Origin of the sequence: Pseudomonas sp. Xaverov 259, assembly GCF_019352915.1 — a bacterium.
In the GTDB taxonomy this organism is placed as follows: domain Bacteria; phylum Pseudomonadota; class Gammaproteobacteria; order Pseudomonadales; family Pseudomonadaceae; genus Aquipseudomonas.
The window spans coordinates 622,120-637,067 of sequence record NZ_JAAAFV010000031.1 but is presented as its reverse complement, the minus strand read 5'-3'; the positions used below and the strand labels follow the sequence as shown (position 1 = coordinate 637,067).

At 60.7% G+C, this 14,948-nt stretch carries 17 protein-coding genes; 12 read left to right on the top strand and 5 right to left on the bottom strand.

Annotation, left to right across the window (positions count from 1 at the left end):
* Positions 1-30: 30 nt before the first annotated feature.
* The 3 genes from K0H48_RS13340 to K0H48_RS13330 all read left to right on the top strand — a co-directional run bounded on the left by K0H48_RS13340 (position 31) and on the right by K0H48_RS13330 (position 3,627).
* Complete coding sequence (locus tag K0H48_RS13340) at positions 31-1,080, top strand: DNA topoisomerase IB (protein ID WP_219267826.1); 1,050 nt, start codon at positions 31-33, stop codon at positions 1,078-1,080.
* Positions 1,081-1,204: 124 nt separating this feature from the next.
* Positions 1,205-2,839 carry an ABC-F family ATP-binding cassette domain-containing protein gene (locus K0H48_RS13335; protein ID WP_219267825.1) on the top strand — a complete coding sequence of 545 codons (1,635 nt, stop codon included), beginning with the start codon at positions 1,205-1,207 and terminating at the stop codon, positions 2,837-2,839.
* Positions 2,840-2,922: 83 nt separating this feature from the next.
* Positions 2,923-3,627 (top strand): YoaK family protein, encoded by a 705-nt coding sequence (locus K0H48_RS13330; protein WP_219267824.1) that lies wholly within the window; start codon positions 2,923-2,925, stop codon positions 3,625-3,627.
* Between the two features lie 145 nt (positions 3,628-3,772).
* On the opposite strand, the gene K0H48_RS13325 is transcribed toward K0H48_RS13330, so the two are convergent.
* From K0H48_RS13325 to K0H48_RS13310, 4 genes are all read right to left on the bottom strand, one after another.
* Positions 3,773-4,126, bottom strand: a complete 354-nt coding sequence (locus K0H48_RS13325) for a lipoprotein (protein ID WP_219267823.1) — start codon at positions 4,124-4,126, stop codon at positions 3,773-3,775.
* A gap of 310 nt (positions 4,127-4,436) precedes the next feature.
* Positions 4,437-4,748 carry an AzlD domain-containing protein gene (locus tag K0H48_RS13320; RefSeq protein ID WP_138817823.1) on the bottom strand — a complete coding sequence of 104 codons (312 nt, stop codon included), beginning with the start codon at positions 4,746-4,748 and terminating at the stop codon, positions 4,437-4,439.
* A complete protein-coding gene (locus K0H48_RS13315; RefSeq protein WP_219267822.1) occupies positions 4,745-5,440 on the bottom strand; it encodes an AzlC family ABC transporter permease in 696 nt (231 codons plus the stop codon). The genes K0H48_RS13320 and K0H48_RS13315 overlap by 4 nt, the downstream gene beginning before the upstream one ends.
* A gap of 75 nt (positions 5,441-5,515) precedes the next feature.
* Positions 5,516-5,731 carry a hypothetical protein gene (locus K0H48_RS13310; RefSeq protein WP_017138831.1) on the bottom strand — a complete coding sequence of 72 codons (216 nt, stop codon included), beginning with the start codon at positions 5,729-5,731 and terminating at the stop codon, positions 5,516-5,518.
* A 178-nt stretch (positions 5,732-5,909) separates the two neighbouring features.
* Here K0H48_RS13310 and K0H48_RS13305 point away from each other — a divergent pair, with 178 nt between their 5' ends.
* From K0H48_RS13305 to K0H48_RS13265, 9 genes are all read left to right on the top strand, one after another.
* Positions 5,910-6,266, top strand: a complete 357-nt coding sequence (locus tag K0H48_RS13305; protein ID WP_219267821.1) for a metalloregulator ArsR/SmtB family transcription factor — start codon at positions 5,910-5,912, stop codon at positions 6,264-6,266.
* Between the two features lie 19 nt (positions 6,267-6,285).
* Positions 6,286-7,569, top strand: a complete 1,284-nt coding sequence (locus tag K0H48_RS13300; protein WP_219267820.1) for an arsenic transporter — start codon at positions 6,286-6,288, stop codon at positions 7,567-7,569.
* 13 nt (positions 7,570-7,582) lie between these two features.
* Positions 7,583-8,053 carry an arsenate reductase ArsC gene (locus K0H48_RS13295; protein ID WP_219267819.1) on the top strand — a complete coding sequence of 157 codons (471 nt, stop codon included), beginning with the start codon at positions 7,583-7,585 and terminating at the stop codon, positions 8,051-8,053.
* 12 nt (positions 8,054-8,065) lie between these two features.
* Entirely contained in the window at positions 8,066-8,752 is a 687-nt protein-coding gene (gene arsH / locus K0H48_RS13290) for an arsenical resistance protein ArsH (protein ID WP_219267818.1), read from the top strand.
* Positions 8,753-8,800: 48 nt separating this feature from the next.
* Positions 8,801-9,412 carry a LysE family transporter gene (locus tag K0H48_RS13285; RefSeq protein ID WP_138817818.1) on the top strand — a complete coding sequence of 204 codons (612 nt, stop codon included), beginning with the start codon at positions 8,801-8,803 and terminating at the stop codon, positions 9,410-9,412.
* Between the two features lie 317 nt (positions 9,413-9,729).
* Positions 9,730-10,038 carry a hypothetical protein gene (locus tag K0H48_RS13280; RefSeq protein WP_219267817.1) on the top strand — a complete coding sequence of 103 codons (309 nt, stop codon included), beginning with the start codon at positions 9,730-9,732 and terminating at the stop codon, positions 10,036-10,038.
* Positions 10,039-10,273: 235 nt separating this feature from the next.
* Positions 10,274-12,988 carry a magnesium-translocating P-type ATPase gene (mgtA, locus tag K0H48_RS13275; protein WP_219267816.1) on the top strand — a complete coding sequence of 905 codons (2,715 nt, stop codon included), beginning with the start codon at positions 10,274-10,276 and terminating at the stop codon, positions 12,986-12,988.
* 65 nt (positions 12,989-13,053) lie between these two features.
* Positions 13,054-13,401 (top strand): DUF2493 domain-containing protein, encoded by a 348-nt coding sequence (locus K0H48_RS13270; protein WP_058420367.1) that lies wholly within the window; start codon positions 13,054-13,056, stop codon positions 13,399-13,401.
* An 18-nt stretch (positions 13,402-13,419) separates the two neighbouring features.
* The gene (locus K0H48_RS13265; RefSeq protein WP_219267815.1) at positions 13,420-14,241 is read left to right on the top strand and encodes a hypothetical protein; all 822 of its coding nucleotides are present in this window, start codon (positions 13,420-13,422) and stop codon (positions 14,239-14,241) included.
* Here K0H48_RS13265 and K0H48_RS13260 read toward each other — a convergent pair.
* Positions 14,238-14,939 (bottom strand): tellurite resistance TerB family protein, encoded by a 702-nt coding sequence (locus K0H48_RS13260; RefSeq protein WP_219267814.1) that lies wholly within the window; start codon positions 14,937-14,939, stop codon positions 14,238-14,240. The genes K0H48_RS13265 and K0H48_RS13260 overlap by 4 nt on opposite strands.
* Between the last annotated feature and the right edge of the window lie 9 nt (positions 14,940-14,948).

Sequence of the window (14,948 nt, the reverse complement as noted above, 5' to 3'; positions counted from 1 at the left end):
GGCCTGATCTATTGCCAAGGAACTTGCACCATGCCCGACTCTGCGCTGCCTGCCGACCTGCCCCGCGACCTGCATTATGTGGACGACAGCCAACCCGGCATCCGCCGTAAAAAACTACGCGGCAAGTTTGAGTATCTCGACCCCAAAGGCCAGCGCATCACCGATGCCGATGAAATCAAGCGCCTGAATGCGCTGGCCGTGCCACCGGCCTACACCGACGTATGGATCTGCGCCGACCCGCGCGGCCACCTGCAAGCCACCGGCCGTGATGCGCGCGGCCGCAAGCAGTATCGCTACCACGCGCGCTGGCGCGAAGTGCGCGACACCGACAAGTACTCGCGCCTGCAAGAGTTCGGCAATGCCTTGCCCAAACTGCGCAAGCAATTGGAAGCGCAAATCGCCGCGCCTGGGTTCACCCGCGAAAAAGTCCTGGCCACCGTGGTGATGCTGTTGGACGCCACGCTGATTCGCGTCGGCAACACCCAGTACGCCCGCGACAACAAATCCTACGGGTTGACCACCCTGCGCAACCGCCATGTGGACATCAAGGGCAGCGAGATCCAGTTCCAGTTTCGCGGCAAGAGTGGCGTCGAGCACCAGGTCAGCGTCAAGGACCGGCGCCTGGCCACGGTGGTCAAGCGCTGCCTGGAGTTGCCGGGGCAGAATCTGTTTCAGTACCCGGACGAAGACGGCGAGCGCCACACCGTCAGTTCCCACGACGTGAATGCCTATTTGCACAGCCTCACCGGCGCCGATTTCACCGCCAAGGATTACCGCACCTGGGCCGGCACCGCGATGGCGCTGGCGGTGTTGCGCGAATTGGAGTGGCAGCCCGAATCCGATGCCAAGCGGCACGTGGTGGCGATGGTCAAGGACGTCGCCAAGCAGCTGGGCAATACGCCGGCCGTGTGCCGCAAGTGCTATATCCACCCCGCCGTGCTGGAGCATTTCAGCCTGGGCGAGCTGTCCAAACTGCCCAAGCCACGGGTGCGCAAAGGCCTTAAAGCCGAAGAAGTCGCGCTGGCGATGTTCCTGGAGCAATTGACTGCCGACTTGCCCAAGCGCGCCAAGCTGGGTTAGCCTGCGGGTCCTTTCTGACTCACGGGATGAGCGCCGACGTGAACAACTAAGCCTTCCAAAATGTATCTGCAACAAGCCGCCTGGCGCGCTTGTTGGCCTGTTCGACATTTTTTTGGAGGTGCTGATGACTGACGTCAAACGCCTGCCCGTATTGGTTTCCCTGCAACACGTGTGCTTCCAGTTCGCCAATGGCGAAACCTTGCTGGACGACCTCACCTTGTCCATTGATTACACACCCACCGGGATTGTCGGCCGTAATGGTCGCGGCAAAAGTATCCTGGCGAAGCTGCTTGCCGGGGTGCTTGCGCCCTCTACCGGTAGGCTGGAAGGCCAGGCCCGCGTGGCCTACGTCGCCCAGAGCGTGGCGCTGCAAGCTGGACAAAGCCTTGCGCACGTGACAGGCACCGCCCAGGCATTGGGCGCACTTGAGCGCATGGCCCGAGGCGAGGCCCAGCCCGGTGACCTCGAACTGATTGACGATCGCTGGGACCTTGCCGAGCGCTTGCGCACGGCACTGGATGACGCTGGCCTGCACGCACTCGGTTTTGAAGCCCCGGCCAATCAACTCAGTGGCGGCCAACTGGCCAGGGTGGCCGTGATCGGCGCATTGTTGGCGGCGCCGGATTTGCTGGTGCTGGATGAACCCACCAACCACCTCGACAGCCATGGGCGCGAGTGGCTGTTGCGGGTTCTGAGCGAGTGGCGTGGCGGTTTGGTGGTGGTCAGCCATGATCGACAGTTGCTCAATACACTGTCACGCATCGTCGAACTGTCGCCCCTTGGCATGCGTGTGTATGGCGGCAACTACGATGCCTATCGCCAGCAGCGCGATACCGAACAGCATGCCGCCGCCCTTGCGCTTGAGCATGCTCGCCTGCAACGCAGCCGCGAACGCAAACGCCTGCAAAAAGATCACGACAGCCTGCAACGCAATGCCGCCCGCTCACGCAAGCATGCCGAAACCGCCAACGTTGATCGCTTTACCAAAGCCCGCTGGAAAGGCGCCGCCAAGGAAATCGTCAGCACAGTGCGCAGCGCTCATCACGCCTATAAGCACGAGCTGGATGGGCAAGTGCGCCAGGCTTATGCGCGTGTCGTCGATGAAACCCCAACGTTGCTCGCCCTGCCCGGCTCGGCCTTGCCCAACGGCCGACACGTACTCACCCTGGAGCATGCCCAACTACCGTGGCTCGACCCGCACCAGCCTGCAACTTACCTCACGCTCAACCTGATCGGCCCGGTACGCGTGGCCGTGCGCGGGCCGAACGGTTGCGGCAAGTCCACGCTGCTCAAGCTGCTGGCGGGCCAATGGCAAGCTGTCAGTGGCGACTGCGCGGTGTCGGTAGCGGCCGCGTATATCGATCAGCACCTGGCGCTGCTGACGGATGAGCGCTCCATCGTCGAACAGCTCAACCTGCTCGACACGCCCCTGGCCGAAGCCGAGCTGCGCACGCGCCTGGCCTTGTTGCAACTGGACGCCCTGCGCGTCACCCAGCCCACCGGCCAACTGAGCGGCGGCGAACGCTTGAAAGCCGCGATGGCGATTGCCCTGTGGCGCGATTCCCCGGCGCAACTGCTATTGCTGGACGAACCCACCAACCACCTGGACCTGGAATCGGTACTGGCCTTTGAGCAAGCGCTGCGCGGGTTTACCGGGGCCCTTGTCGCGGTGTCCCATGACGAGGCGTTCATTCAAGCGATCCGGCCGACACACCACTTGCTCTGGCAGCCCACCGGCTGGCGACTGGAAAGTGTCTGATGGAAAGTGTCTGAGGTCATTGCACGCGCGGCCGAAGCGTCCTACGGTAGTGGCCGAATAATCTCAACGCGGAGCCCGGTCCCATGTTGCCTTCGTCCCACAGGCCTTACGCCAATGCCGCGCTTGCCCATCGCCAACGCTGGCGCGGGCGGGTCGGTTTGATGCTGGTGGCCAGCCTGTCGGTGCTGGCAGGCATGACCGATGCGATTGGCTTTATGGCCAGTGGTGATTTTGTTTCATTCATGAGCGGCAACACCACGCGCCTGGCGGTGGCGATCAGCGCCGGTGACCTGGGCCTGACCGGGCGCCTGGTGTTGCTGGTGGCGGTGTTTGTGCTGGGCAACGCCTTGGGCGTGGTGGTCAGCCGCTTCAGCCGCCGGCATGCGCTGCCTTTGCTGCTGTGCATCGCCGCCTTGCTGTGCGGCGCGGCGTTGTGGCCTTTCGACGATACTTTAGCGGCGCTGCTGGCGGCGATCCTGGCCATGGGCATGCTCAATGCCGCCGTGGAAGAGGTCAACGGTTTGCCGGTGGGCCTCACCTATGTGACCGGCGCGCTCTCACGTTTTGGGCGCGGGCTGGGGCGCTGGATACTGGGGGAACGGCGTAATGGTTGGCGGGTGCAACTGGTGCCGTGGGCCGGTATGTTTGTGGGCGCAGTGCTTGGTGCGGTGCTGGAGCATCACCTCGGGCTCAAGGCGCTGCTGGTCAGTGGCGCATTCGCCGCCGTGCTGGGGCTGGTGTCGCTGAAGATTCCCCGGCGCTGGCATTTAGGCTACATGCCGCGATAGGAAGGAAACGAGGCCCGCTCGACGTTCAGGCCTCGACGTCCGTGTACTGGTAAAGAGCCATCACGTCGAGCGAGCGGGAGGAATGATAAGCCAATGCCCGGCGACTGTCCCGCCGGGCATTTCCGAAAAATGCTAAGGAGACAGCCTACAGACAGGTTGCCAGTGCGGCCAAACGACGCTTGGCCGGCATCGTGTCCTGGGCTGCATAGTATTTGACGCTGGAGCCGGCACCGGCTACGCGCACATCGGCGAAGTAGTCGCCGCCTGTGGTGTAGACGGTGAAACCGCCGGCTTCGAGCGGTTCCTTGAAACCACCGGCATCAACGCCGAACACCGCCTCGTCCTGCCAGCCGAACTGGATGCACTGGGCAACCACCAACGTGGCTTTGTCCGACGCCAGGGTCTTGTAGGGCTGACCGCTGCGCGCGTCTTTCATCTTCGAGCCTGCACAGCCGGACAGTGCGGCCACTGCCAATGCGCCAATTACCAGCTTTCGCATGCCATTGCTTCCTTGGAAAAAATGCGACTTTACCACTCTCCGGTGATTGTCTGATGCGTGCATGAACTTTGTTTCACTGTGAAGGGTGCGCCTGGCACCTATAGTCGGCAGGCTCATTTTTAAGAAGTCTCCCTTCTGCCCGCTCTCCCGCGGGCTTTTTTTTGCCTGCGATTTCAGGGCGAGATGCGGTCAACCTGTGGGAGCTGGCTTGCCTGCGATGGCATCACCACGGTGTTTCTGAATACATCGAGGTAATGCCATCGCAGGCAACCCCGGCTCCCACAGTAAAAGCAACACCAAGGCGTGCCCCTCAAAACCACCACCGAAACAAATAAAACAACCCCATGCTCAACAGCACCGTAATCAACACGCTACGCGTCCAAAACATCAAGGCCACTGCACAAACACCCGCCAGCAGGTAAGGATTCGCTGGGCTCAAATTCAGCTTGTGATCAGCAAGAAAAATAATCGGCCCGCAAATCGCCGTCAGCATCCCCGGCACTGCAAACCCCAGAAACTCCCGCGCCCCACGGTTAAGCCGCACCGGCAAACGCGGCTCGATAAACAGGTAACGGTTAAGGAAAACTACCAGGCCCATGGCCACAATCATGATGTAGATCACTTCTGCCCTACCCCCAGCCGCTTGCAGGCAAACCCTGCCGTCATGCCCAACACCCCGGATACCACCACCGCCGATTCCCAGTGCAAAAAGCTCAACCACACCGAAAACAGCAACGACACCGCCACACACACCACTGTCGGCACATCGCGCACCACGGGCGTAATCAACGCAATGAAAGTGGCGGCAATCGAAAACTCCAACCCCAACTGGTCAAGCCCAGGAATGCTTTTGCCGAGCACAATGCCGGCCAGGGTAAAGAGATTCCAGGCGATGTAAAACGTCAGCCCCACCCCCAACGCATACCAACGATTGAACGTCTCGCGGTCATAGTGGTTGACCAGCGCGAAGAACTCATCAGTGAGCAGAAAGCCCAGGCTCATGCGCCAGCGGGCGTTGAGTGACGAGAGTGTCGGGCGCATGTGCATGCCATACAGCAAATGCTGGGAAGTCAGCAGCAGCGTGGTCAGCACGATCGAGATCAGGCTGGCGCCGCTCTTGACCATGCCGATGGCCACCAACTGCGCAGCACCGGCAAACACGATGGCGGACAACCCCTGGGCCTGCAGCGGGGTAAATTGCGCGTCAATGGCCATGGACCCGGCGAGCAGCCCCCACGGCGCACAGGCCAGGGATAACGGAATAACGGCGATGGCGCCGCGGGCGAAGGCGTAATGCGCTAAGGCAGTGGGCATGGAGACGGCTCATCGACAGACAGTCGACAAGCATGCCAGCGTTTAAAGCAGGTTGTCTTGAACGATCTTGCGCACTCAGGCGAGCTTGACCGACACCTGCTCCACCGAGTCGCGCGCTTCACGCAGTTCATGGGCGTCCTGATTGAGCCGGTGAATGGTATTGAGCAGGCGTTGGCGCAGCACTTCATCGCCGAGTTTTTCGACGGCGCGCATCAGGTCAAACGCCGCAGTTTCGTTATTGTCCGCGACGGAATCGAGGGTCTTGCGCAGGTTGCGAGTGGCACGGGTCACGCGGGTTCATCCTTCATCAGCAATGGGCAGGCACTTTAGGACATTCGTGTTTCATTTTAATTTCAGTCACTTGTGGTTGATTAGAGGGCATTTGATCCACATCAAACGAATTCAGGAATTGACCTACATATATGGATATTCGTATATTCGGATAACCATATATTAAAAGACCTTGATCATGTCGGATCCCATCTCCCCGCCCACCCTATTCAAATGCCTGGCCGACGCCACCCGCGCGCGCCTGACGTTATTGATCCTGCGCGAAGGCGAACTTTGCGTGTGCGAACTGATCCATGCTCTGGACGACAGCCAGCCAAAGATCTCCCGTCACCTGGCGCAACTGCGCAGTTGCGGGTTGTTGCTGGATCGTCGTCAGGGCCAATGGATCTACTACCGCATCAACCCGGCACTGCCCGCCTGGGTCAATCAAGTGCTGGACACCACCTTGCAAGCCAACCAACCCTGGTTGCACCACGACGCGCAGCGTCTTGATGCCATGGGCGACCGACCACAACGGGCCAGCACCTGCTGCTGAGCCATCGGAGCGTTAATTCATGCTTGTCGCATTTGGCATTTTTATCTTCACCATCGTTCTGGTCATCTGGCAGCCCAAAGGCCTCGGGGTCGGCTGGAGTGCAAGCATGGGCGCCATTCTGGCCCTGGCCTGCGGGGTGATCAGCCTGGCGGATATTCCGGTGGTGTGGCACATCATCTGGAACGCCACCGGCACCTTTGTTGCGCTGATCATCATCAGCCTGCTGCTCGACGAAGCCGGCTTCTTTGCCTGGACCGCCCTGCACGTGGCACGCTGGGGCCGTGGGCGTGGCCGGCGGCTGTTTGCCTATATGGTGCTGCTCGGTGCGCTGGTCTCGGCGCTGTTTGCCAACGACGGCGCGGCGTTGATCCTCACGCCCATCGTCATGTCGATGCTGCTGGCCTTGCGTTTTTCCCCGGCGGCGACCCTGGCGTTTGTCATGGGCGCTGGGTTTATCGCAGATACCGCGAGCCTGCCGCTGGTGGTGTCGAACCTGGTGAACATCGTCTCGGCGGATTACTTCAAGATCGGCTTCAACGAATACGCGGCGGTGATGGTGCCGGTGAACTTCGTCAGTGTCGCCGCCACCCTTGCGGTACTGCTGTGGTTCTTTCGCCGCGATATTCCCCAGGCCTACGACCCGGCCGACCTCGAAGACCCCACCAGCGCCATCCATGATCGTGCGACCTTTCGCGCTGGCTGGTGGGTGTTGGGTATTTTGCTGGTCGGCTGTTTCGCGTTAGAGCCGCTGGGCATTCCCATCAGTGCAATTTCCGCCGTGTGCGCCGTGTTGCTGCTGGTGATTGCCGCCAAAGGCCACAAGATTTCCACCTGCAAGGTGTTGAAAGAAGCGCCGTGGCAGATCGTGGTGTTTTCTCTGGGCATGTACCTGGTGGTCTACGGCCTGCGCAACGCCGGCCTCACCACTTACCTCGCCACCTGGCTCGATACCTTTGCCACTTACGGCGTGTGGGGCGCGGCCATGGGCACCGGCGTGCTGACGGCGCTGTTGTCATCGGCAATGAACAACCTGCCGACGGTGCTGATCGGCGCCCTGTCCATCGAGTCCAGCCATGCCGTGGGCGTGGTCAAGGACGCGATGATCTACGCCAACGTGATCGGCAGCGACCTGGGCCCGAAAATCACCCCGATCGGCAGCCTGGCCACCTTGCTGTGGCTGCATATCCTGGCGCGCAAAGGCATCACCATCACTTGGGGTTACTACTTCAAGGTCGGCATCGTACTGACCTTGCCGGTGCTGTTGATCACCCTCGCCGCCCTCGCCTTGCGCCTGAGTCTCTGAAGGAGATACCGCAATGAAAGTCCTGTTCATGTGTACCGCCAACAGCTGCCGCAGCATCTTGTCCGAGGCAATGTTCAATCATCTGGCACCGCCAGGTTTCGAGGCGATCAGCTCCGGCAGCTTCCCCAAGGGCCAGGTGCTGCCGCGCAGCCTCAGCACGTTGCAGGCAGCGGGCATCAGCACCGCAGGTTTGTACAGCAAGGGCAATGACGCCTTTGAGGGCAGCCCGCCGGATGTGGTGATTACTGTGTGCGACAAGGCCGCAGGCGAAGCTTGCCCGGTGTATTTCGGGCCGGCGGTAAAGGCGCATTGGGGCTTGGAAGACCCGTCGGATGTTCAGGGTGATGAGGCCCGAGTGGATGCAGCGTTCAAGGCCACCCTCAGCACCATCGAAAGGCGTTGCCAGGCGTTCTTCGCCCTTCCCTTCAGCCACCTCAACCCTGCCGAGTTGAAAGATGAACTCGCACGCATCGCAGAACTGTAGCCGGAGACCGCAATGACCACGCTGCCAAACCTCAACAGCGCCCTTGCAGGCCCGCTGCCTGCCGGCCCAGGCCACCCGCCGCGCATCCTGCTGCTTTACGGCTCCACGCGTGCGCGCTCATTCAGCCGTTTGCTGGTGGAAGAAGCTGCACGCCTGCTGCGCCACTTCGGTGCCGACACACGGATTTTCAACCCGTCCGGTTTGCCGCTGCCCGACGATGCACCCAACGATCACCCTAAAGTCCAGGAGCTGCTGGACCTGATGCAGTGGTCTGAAGGCCAGGTGTGGTGCTCACCCGAGCGCCACGGTTCGATGTCTGCGGTGTTCAAGGCGCAACTCGATTGGGTGCCGCTGGCCCTCGGCGCCGTCCGCCCCACCCAGGGCAAGACCTTGGCCGTGATGCAGGTGTCGGGCGGTTCGCAATCTTTCAATACCGTTAACCAACTGCGCGTACTCGGACGCTGGATGCGTATGTTCACCATCCCCAACCAGTCCTCGGTACCCAAGGCCTTTATGGAGTTTGATGACCAGGACCGCATGAAGCCTTCGGCGCTCTACGATCGCGTGGTCGATGTGATGGAAGAACTGGTGAAGTTCACCGTGTTGCTGCGCGACCGCCCAGACTTGGTCGACCGCTACTCGGAGCGCAAGGAAAGCGCGGATGAACTGTCGCAGCGCGTCAACCAACAGTCGATTTGATCGAGCCCTTCGGCGTATGCTCACGCACTTTCTCGAAAGGACGCGGGCATGCTAGCGATCTTCTTTTATGCACTGGTATTCGGTTTTGTGTTTTGCCTCTCACCCGGCGCGGTGCTGGCAGAGACGTTGCGCCGTGGCTTGCTTCATGGTTTTACCCCGGCCCTGCTGGTGCAAATCGGTTCTCTGGTAGGCGACGCTGTATGGGCGGTGATCGGCCTTACCGGCATCGCGTTGCTGATGCAACATGACGCCGTACGCATTCCGCTGACGGTCGTGTGTGCGCTGTACCTGGCCTGGCTGGGGGTGCGCAGCCTGATCGATGCCTGGCACTTGCCCGAAGCGGATAATGCACCGGCCAGCTCCCGTCAGAATGCGCTGGCGGTAGGGGCCGCGATTTCTCTCGCCAACCCAAAGAACATTGTCTATTGGGGCGCGCTGGGCAGTGCCTTGTCCGGCATCGTCGGCGCGACGCCGAGCCATGGGCAAACCTTTATGTTTTTTGCGGGGTTCATGCTCGCGTCGGTACTGTCATGCTTTCTGATTGCCGCACTGGTCAATCTGCTGCGAAAGAATGCATCACCGGTATGGCAACGCATCAGTTATGGCACCTGCGGGGTAGTGTTGTTATATCTGGCTGTTCTGGCGGCCCAAGGGATATGAAGTTATATATCGCGCAACTTGCCGAGGTCTTTATCTGAATGAACTCTGAACGCGGGATAATTTAATTAATCATGCGTTGACATTTTGTATACAGCTGAGTAGATTGCCCCTGCCCACAACTGGGGCCTTTTTTAAACCTCACAAAAGAAGCCAATGGACACAGTATCTAGTCGCTGTCCGAGCACCGCATTAGCGGGCATCGGGCGCCAAACCCAGAATATGACAGGACTCGCCTTCCAGGTCCGGTAAGCTGCGCTAGAGCTTGATGCTCCACCGTAACTGCCTCACCGGTCGCCCGTCCGGTCCCGAGGTGTGTTATGACCTTTCAACTGATTGTTTTGCCTGATATTCGTACGCTAGCCGCAGCCCTGCGCGCCAAGCTGTGCCGCGAGCCTGTAGGCTTTTCACCTACGCGCTCAGCCTTTGCTGCACCCTTCCCTCAAGCAAGCAAAGATCAACTGCGCCCAGCACCCCCGCTGGCGCACTGGCGTGTCTGCCCTGCCAGCGGCCAATTGCTGCAGCACTGGGACCACGCCGACCCTCAAGACCCGCAGAGACCCAAGGTTTCCACCCTGGCTCAAGCCAGCCTGTTGCTCGAGTTTTACCTGAGCAATCGCGCCGCTTAAACCAGCTGGAAACAGCAACTTTCTGATGATTATTCTGGAGTTCGTTATGAACACATCCAGTAGTAGCCCGCTGCGCGCCAGTTAACTAACGCGCACTTGGCGGGCGCTGTAGAAGTTATGTGAACACCTTATTTAAACCGATCGCGAAGTCCGCGGCTCGGCATGCTTTCGCTCGCCTGTATTCAGGTAAGTACCGGGTATGTTTTGTCGAGAATTGGCGACAGGAGTACAGACAATGAGCGCCGTAAAAAACACGCCTCTGCACAAAAAAAATGGCACCGCACCCGACACCAAACTGTCGATGCGTGCCGCCCGTGAAGCCCAGAACGGCCTGTCGGCCACCCTCGCCAATGTGCGTGCCACCCAGGACGGCCTGACCGAACTGGACGCCTCGGCGCGTCTGCAACGCGAAGGCTACAACGAAGTGGCCCACGACAAGCCGCCTCACGCCATCGTCCAGTTCCTGCAGGCACTGAACAACCCGTTCATCTATGTACTGCTGACCCTTGCCGGGATCAGCTTTGTCACTGACTATTGGTTGCCGTTGCAGGCCGGTGAAGAAGTGGATTTGACCAAGGTCATCATCATCATGACCATGGTGCTGCTCAGCAGTCTGCTGCGTTTCTGGCAGGAACACCGCTCGGCCAAATCCGCCGAAGCCCTCAAAGCCATGGTGCGCACCACCGCCACCGTATTGCGCCGCGAGCAAGTCGGCAGCCAGCCGATCCTGCGCGAAGTGCCGATGCGCGAGCTGGTCGCCGGTGACATCGTGCAGCTGTCTGCCGGCGACATGATCCCGGCCGATATCCGCCTGATCGAGTCCCGCGACCTGTTTATCAGCCAGGCCGTGCTGACCGGCGAAGCCTTGCCGGTGGAGAAGTACGACACCCTCGGCGATGTCACGCAAAAATCCGCCTCTACGCTGGCGGCCGACCAAGGCAACCTGCTGGACCTGCCGAATATCTGCTTTATGGGCACCAACGTGGTCAGCGGCCGCGCTAAGGCCGTGGTGGTTGCCACCGGGCCGCGCACTTACTTTGGCTCCCTGGCCAAGGCGATTGTCGGCTCCCGCGTGCAAACCGCCTTCGACCGTGGGGTGAACAGCGTCAGCTGGCTGTTGATCCGCTTCATGCTGGTGATGGTGCCGATCGTGTTCTTCCTCAACGGCTTCTCCAAAGGTGACTGGGGCGATGCGTTCCTGTTTGCCCTGGCGGTTGCCGTGGGCCTGACCCCGGAAATGCTGCCGATGATCGTCAGCGCCAACCTGGCCAAGGGCGCCACGGCCATGGCCAAGCGCAAAGTGGTGGTCAAACGCCTCAATGCGATCCAGAACTTCGGTTCGATGGACGTGCTGTGTACCGACAAGACCGGCACCCTGACCCAGGACAAGATCATCCTTGAGCATCACGTCAACGCCTTCGGCCAACGGGATGACGCGGTGCTGTCCCTGGCCTGGCTCAACAGCTTCCACCAGAGCGGCATGAAAAACCTGATGGATCAGGCCGTGGTGCAGTTCTCGGAGCAGAACCCCAAGTTCCAGTTGCCGCTGGCCTACAGCAAGGTCGATGAACTGCCGTTCGATTTCGTACGCCGGCGTCTGTCGATTGTGGTGCGCGACACGGCCGGCGACCAATTGCTGGTGTGCAAGGGCGCCGTGGAAGAGATGTTGAGCATCTCCACACACATGCTCGAAGGTGGCACCGCCGTGCCGCTGGATGATCAGCGCCGCGAAGAACTGTTGGCATTGGCCAATGACTACAACGAAGACGGCTTCCGCGTCCTGGTGGTGGCGACGCGCAATATCCCTAAATCCATGGCGCGCCAGCAGTACACCACGGCCGATGAGCGCAACCTGGTGATCCAAGGCTTCCTGACCTTCCTTGATCCACCGAAGGAAACCGCAGGCCCGGCGATTGCCGCGCTGCAACAAATCGGCGTAGCCGTAAAGGTGTTGACCGGCGACAACGCGGTGGTCACCAGCAAGATCTGCCGCCAGGTCGGCCTGGAACCCGGCCAGCCGCTGCTGGGCGTGGAAATCGAAGCAATGGACGATGCCACCCTGCTGCGCCGCGTGGAAGAACGCACAGTGTTTGCCAAGCTCACGCCACTGCAGAAGTCCCGCGTACTTAAAGCCCTGCAAGCCAACGGCCACACCGTGGGTTTCCTCGGCGACGGCATCAACGATGCGCCGGCGCTGCGTGATGCCGACGTGGGTATCTCGGTGGACAGCGGCACCGATATCGCCAAGGAATCAGCCGATATCATCCTGCTGGAAAAGAGCCTGATGGTGCTGGAAGAAGGCGTGCTCAAGGGCCGCGAAACCTTCGGCAACATCATGAAGTACCTGAACATGACCGCCAGCTCCAACTTCGGCAACGTGTTCTCGGTGCTGGTGGCCAGTGCGTTCATCCCGTTCATGCCGATGCTGGCGATTCACCTGCTGCTACAAAACCTGATGTACGACATCTCCCAGCTGGCTTTGCCGTGGGACAAGATGGACAAGGAATACCTGGCCAAACCGCGCAAGTGGGATGCGAAAAACATCGGCCGCTTCATGATCTGGATCGGGCCGACCTCGTCGATCTTCGACATCACCACCTTTGCGCTGATGTGGTACGTGTTCAGCGCCAACAGTGTGGAAATGCAGACGCTGTTCCAGTCCGGCTGGTTTATCGAGGGCCTGCTCTCGCAAACCCTGGTGGTGCACATGCTGCGCACCCGCAAGATCCCGTTCTTCCAGAGCACGGCCGCCTGGCCGGTGTTGATGATGACCGCCATCGTCATCGGGCTGGGGATCTATGTGCCGTTCTCGCCGCTGGGCACCCTGGTGGGCCTGGAGCCGCTGCCGCTGGCGTACTTCCCATGGCTGGTCGGCACCCTGCTCGCCTACTGCTGCGTGGCCCAACTGATGAAAACGATCTACATCCGCCGCTTCAAGCAGTGGTACTGATCACCCCCGCCGTTTAAACGGTGGCGGTCGCCCGATCGCCACCGTGCATCACAAGGACCCTGACTATGCGCGTGCTTATCTGTGCAGGTCGTCATTACGCTGACACCAAAAAGTCCCGCCAAGTGCTGGACGCCTACCACCGCCTGCGCCCCGTGCAGGTTTTGATTCACGGCGGCAACCAGTTCCTCGGCAGCGACATCGAGGAATGGGCGCGGGAAATGCGCATCGACGTGGTGCGCTACCCGCCCAATTGGCAACGCCACGGCAAGCAGGCGGAACGCCAGCGCAACCATTTCATGCTCGCCGACAGCCGTCCCGACGTGATCATCGCCCTGCCGGGTGGTGACGACACCTCGGAGCTGGTCTGCCAGGCCAAAGCCAGCGGCATTTCGGTGCTGACCGTAGAAAGCTGAATTAAAGCGAGGTGCATCATGCACAAAAAACACAGCCCACAGCGTCCGGACGGGTTTGCCAAATACCGCGAACGTCACTACCGGGGCGCTCGCCATACCCTGTTGCTGCTGCCACCGGCCAAGCGCCGCGCGCTGCAACGTAACCTGATCTTTATCGGCACCACACTGGGCCTTATTTTACTGATCGCGCTGTTTTCCAAAGCCCAGGCGGCCGGTGGTTCCTATGTAGTCGACGACGGTGGAATCAACGATCCGGGCGAATGCAGCGTTGACGCCTGGTACACCGCCAACCGCCATCAAGGCAACATTCATAACCAGACGCTTAACCCGGCGTGTACCTTCAGCGCGCTGCCTGCCGTGGAATGGAGCGCAGCCCTGTCGCGCGCCAGTAATGCGGGGGATGCCGAGACGCAGATCAGCCCGCAAGTTAAGGCGCAAGTGTGGTCACAGGAAAGCCTGGGGCTGCAAATGGCAGTGTCTGCCACCAGCCACTTTGCCCTCGACCGCCAGCATGCGTTCGACGGCGCGGACTTTAACGTGCCGTTGACCTGGCAACCGCTGCAGGCATTGCGCCTGAGCCTCAATGGCGGCTGGACCCATGCCTACAACGGCGGCGAGCAAAACCACCGCCTCACCTGGGGCACCGGTTTTGAGTACCAGTTGGCGGACGCGCTCACGCTGATCGGTGAGCGCTACGGCCAGGAAGGCGGTGACCAGGCGTGGCAAGCCGGGCCGCGCTTCCATGTGGGCAAGCTGGTGGATGTGGATGTGGTGGTTGGGCAGAGCCTCGCCGGTGATCACAACCAATGGCTGACCACCGGCGCAACCGTGCGGTTTTAAACTTTTTTAGCTTGCTGCTCCAGATGCAGTTGCAACTCTGGTTCGAGTTGCAACTGCGCCGCCAGTTCGTCCAGGTAGCCGCGCTCTGCGTCCTGCTGATCGTCGACCAGCATCACGCTGGCCAGGTAGATCTCGGATGCCAACCCTGGATCAGCGGCATATTCGGCAAAATCGGCGGCATTCAGGGGCTTTGCGACTTCGTCGTTGAGCCACTGCTTCAACTGCGGCTCATCGGTATGGCGGCCCATCTCGGTTGAGATCATTTGCTCCTCGTTATCATCAATCCTGCCATCGGCTTTGGCTGCCGCAATCAAAGCACGTAACAGCGCATGGCTATGGGCTTCAGCTTTCTCACCCTCAAGCTGGTCAACCGTCTGAATGGCTTGCTGCGGTGCGCTGGCCTGCTGGCGTTGCCACGCCTGATATGCCTGGAACGCGGCCATCCCCAGGGAGGCCAATGCCGCATAGTTCATCCCGTCGGAGCGTGTTTGCTGGGTGCCACTGGCCGGCGCACCGCCCAAAAGTCCGCCCAGGCCACCTAATAAACCACCCAGCCCACCACCTGCCGAAGCGCCGCCGTTGCTGCTGCCGGAGCTGTTCAACAAGCCGCCCAGCAAACCACCCAGGCCACCGCCCGAGGCCCCGCCGCCTTGCTGGCTGGCACGCAGCAGCTGTTCAAGTAAATTGCCGGTATTCATGGTGTCACT

Bases quoted from the DNA above. Each gene is read 5' to 3' on its own strand.
- K0H48_RS13340 (WP_219267826.1), top strand. From the start codon at position 31: ATGCCCGACTCTGCGCTGCCTGCCGACCTGCCCCGCGACCTGCATTAT.
- K0H48_RS13335 (WP_219267825.1), top strand. From the start codon at position 1,205: ATGACTGACGTCAAACGCCTGCCCGTATTGGTTTCCCTGCAACACGTG.
- K0H48_RS13330 (WP_219267824.1), top strand. From the start codon at position 2,923: ATGTTGCCTTCGTCCCACAGGCCTTACGCCAATGCCGCGCTTGCCCAT.
- K0H48_RS13325 (WP_219267823.1), bottom strand. From the start codon at position 4,126: ATGCGAAAGCTGGTAATTGGCGCATTGGCAGTGGCCGCACTGTCCGGC.
- K0H48_RS13315 (WP_219267822.1), bottom strand. From the start codon at position 5,440: ATGCCCACTGCCTTAGCGCATTACGCCTTCGCCCGCGGCGCCATCGCC.
- K0H48_RS13305 (WP_219267821.1), top strand. From the start codon at position 5,910: ATGTCGGATCCCATCTCCCCGCCCACCCTATTCAAATGCCTGGCCGAC.
- K0H48_RS13300 (WP_219267820.1), top strand. From the start codon at position 6,286: ATGCTTGTCGCATTTGGCATTTTTATCTTCACCATCGTTCTGGTCATC.
- K0H48_RS13295 (WP_219267819.1), top strand. From the start codon at position 7,583: ATGAAAGTCCTGTTCATGTGTACCGCCAACAGCTGCCGCAGCATCTTG.
- arsH (WP_219267818.1), top strand. From the start codon at position 8,066: ATGACCACGCTGCCAAACCTCAACAGCGCCCTTGCAGGCCCGCTGCCT.
- K0H48_RS13285 (WP_138817818.1), top strand. From the start codon at position 8,801: ATGCTAGCGATCTTCTTTTATGCACTGGTATTCGGTTTTGTGTTTTGC.
- K0H48_RS13280 (WP_219267817.1), top strand. From the start codon at position 9,730: ATGACCTTTCAACTGATTGTTTTGCCTGATATTCGTACGCTAGCCGCA.
- mgtA (WP_219267816.1), top strand. From the start codon at position 10,274: ATGAGCGCCGTAAAAAACACGCCTCTGCACAAAAAAAATGGCACCGCA.
- K0H48_RS13270 (WP_058420367.1), top strand. From the start codon at position 13,054: ATGCGCGTGCTTATCTGTGCAGGTCGTCATTACGCTGACACCAAAAAG.
- K0H48_RS13265 (WP_219267815.1), top strand. From the start codon at position 13,420: ATGCACAAAAAACACAGCCCACAGCGTCCGGACGGGTTTGCCAAATAC.
- K0H48_RS13260 (WP_219267814.1), bottom strand. From the start codon at position 14,939: ATGAATACCGGCAATTTACTTGAACAGCTGCTGCGTGCCAGCCAGCAA.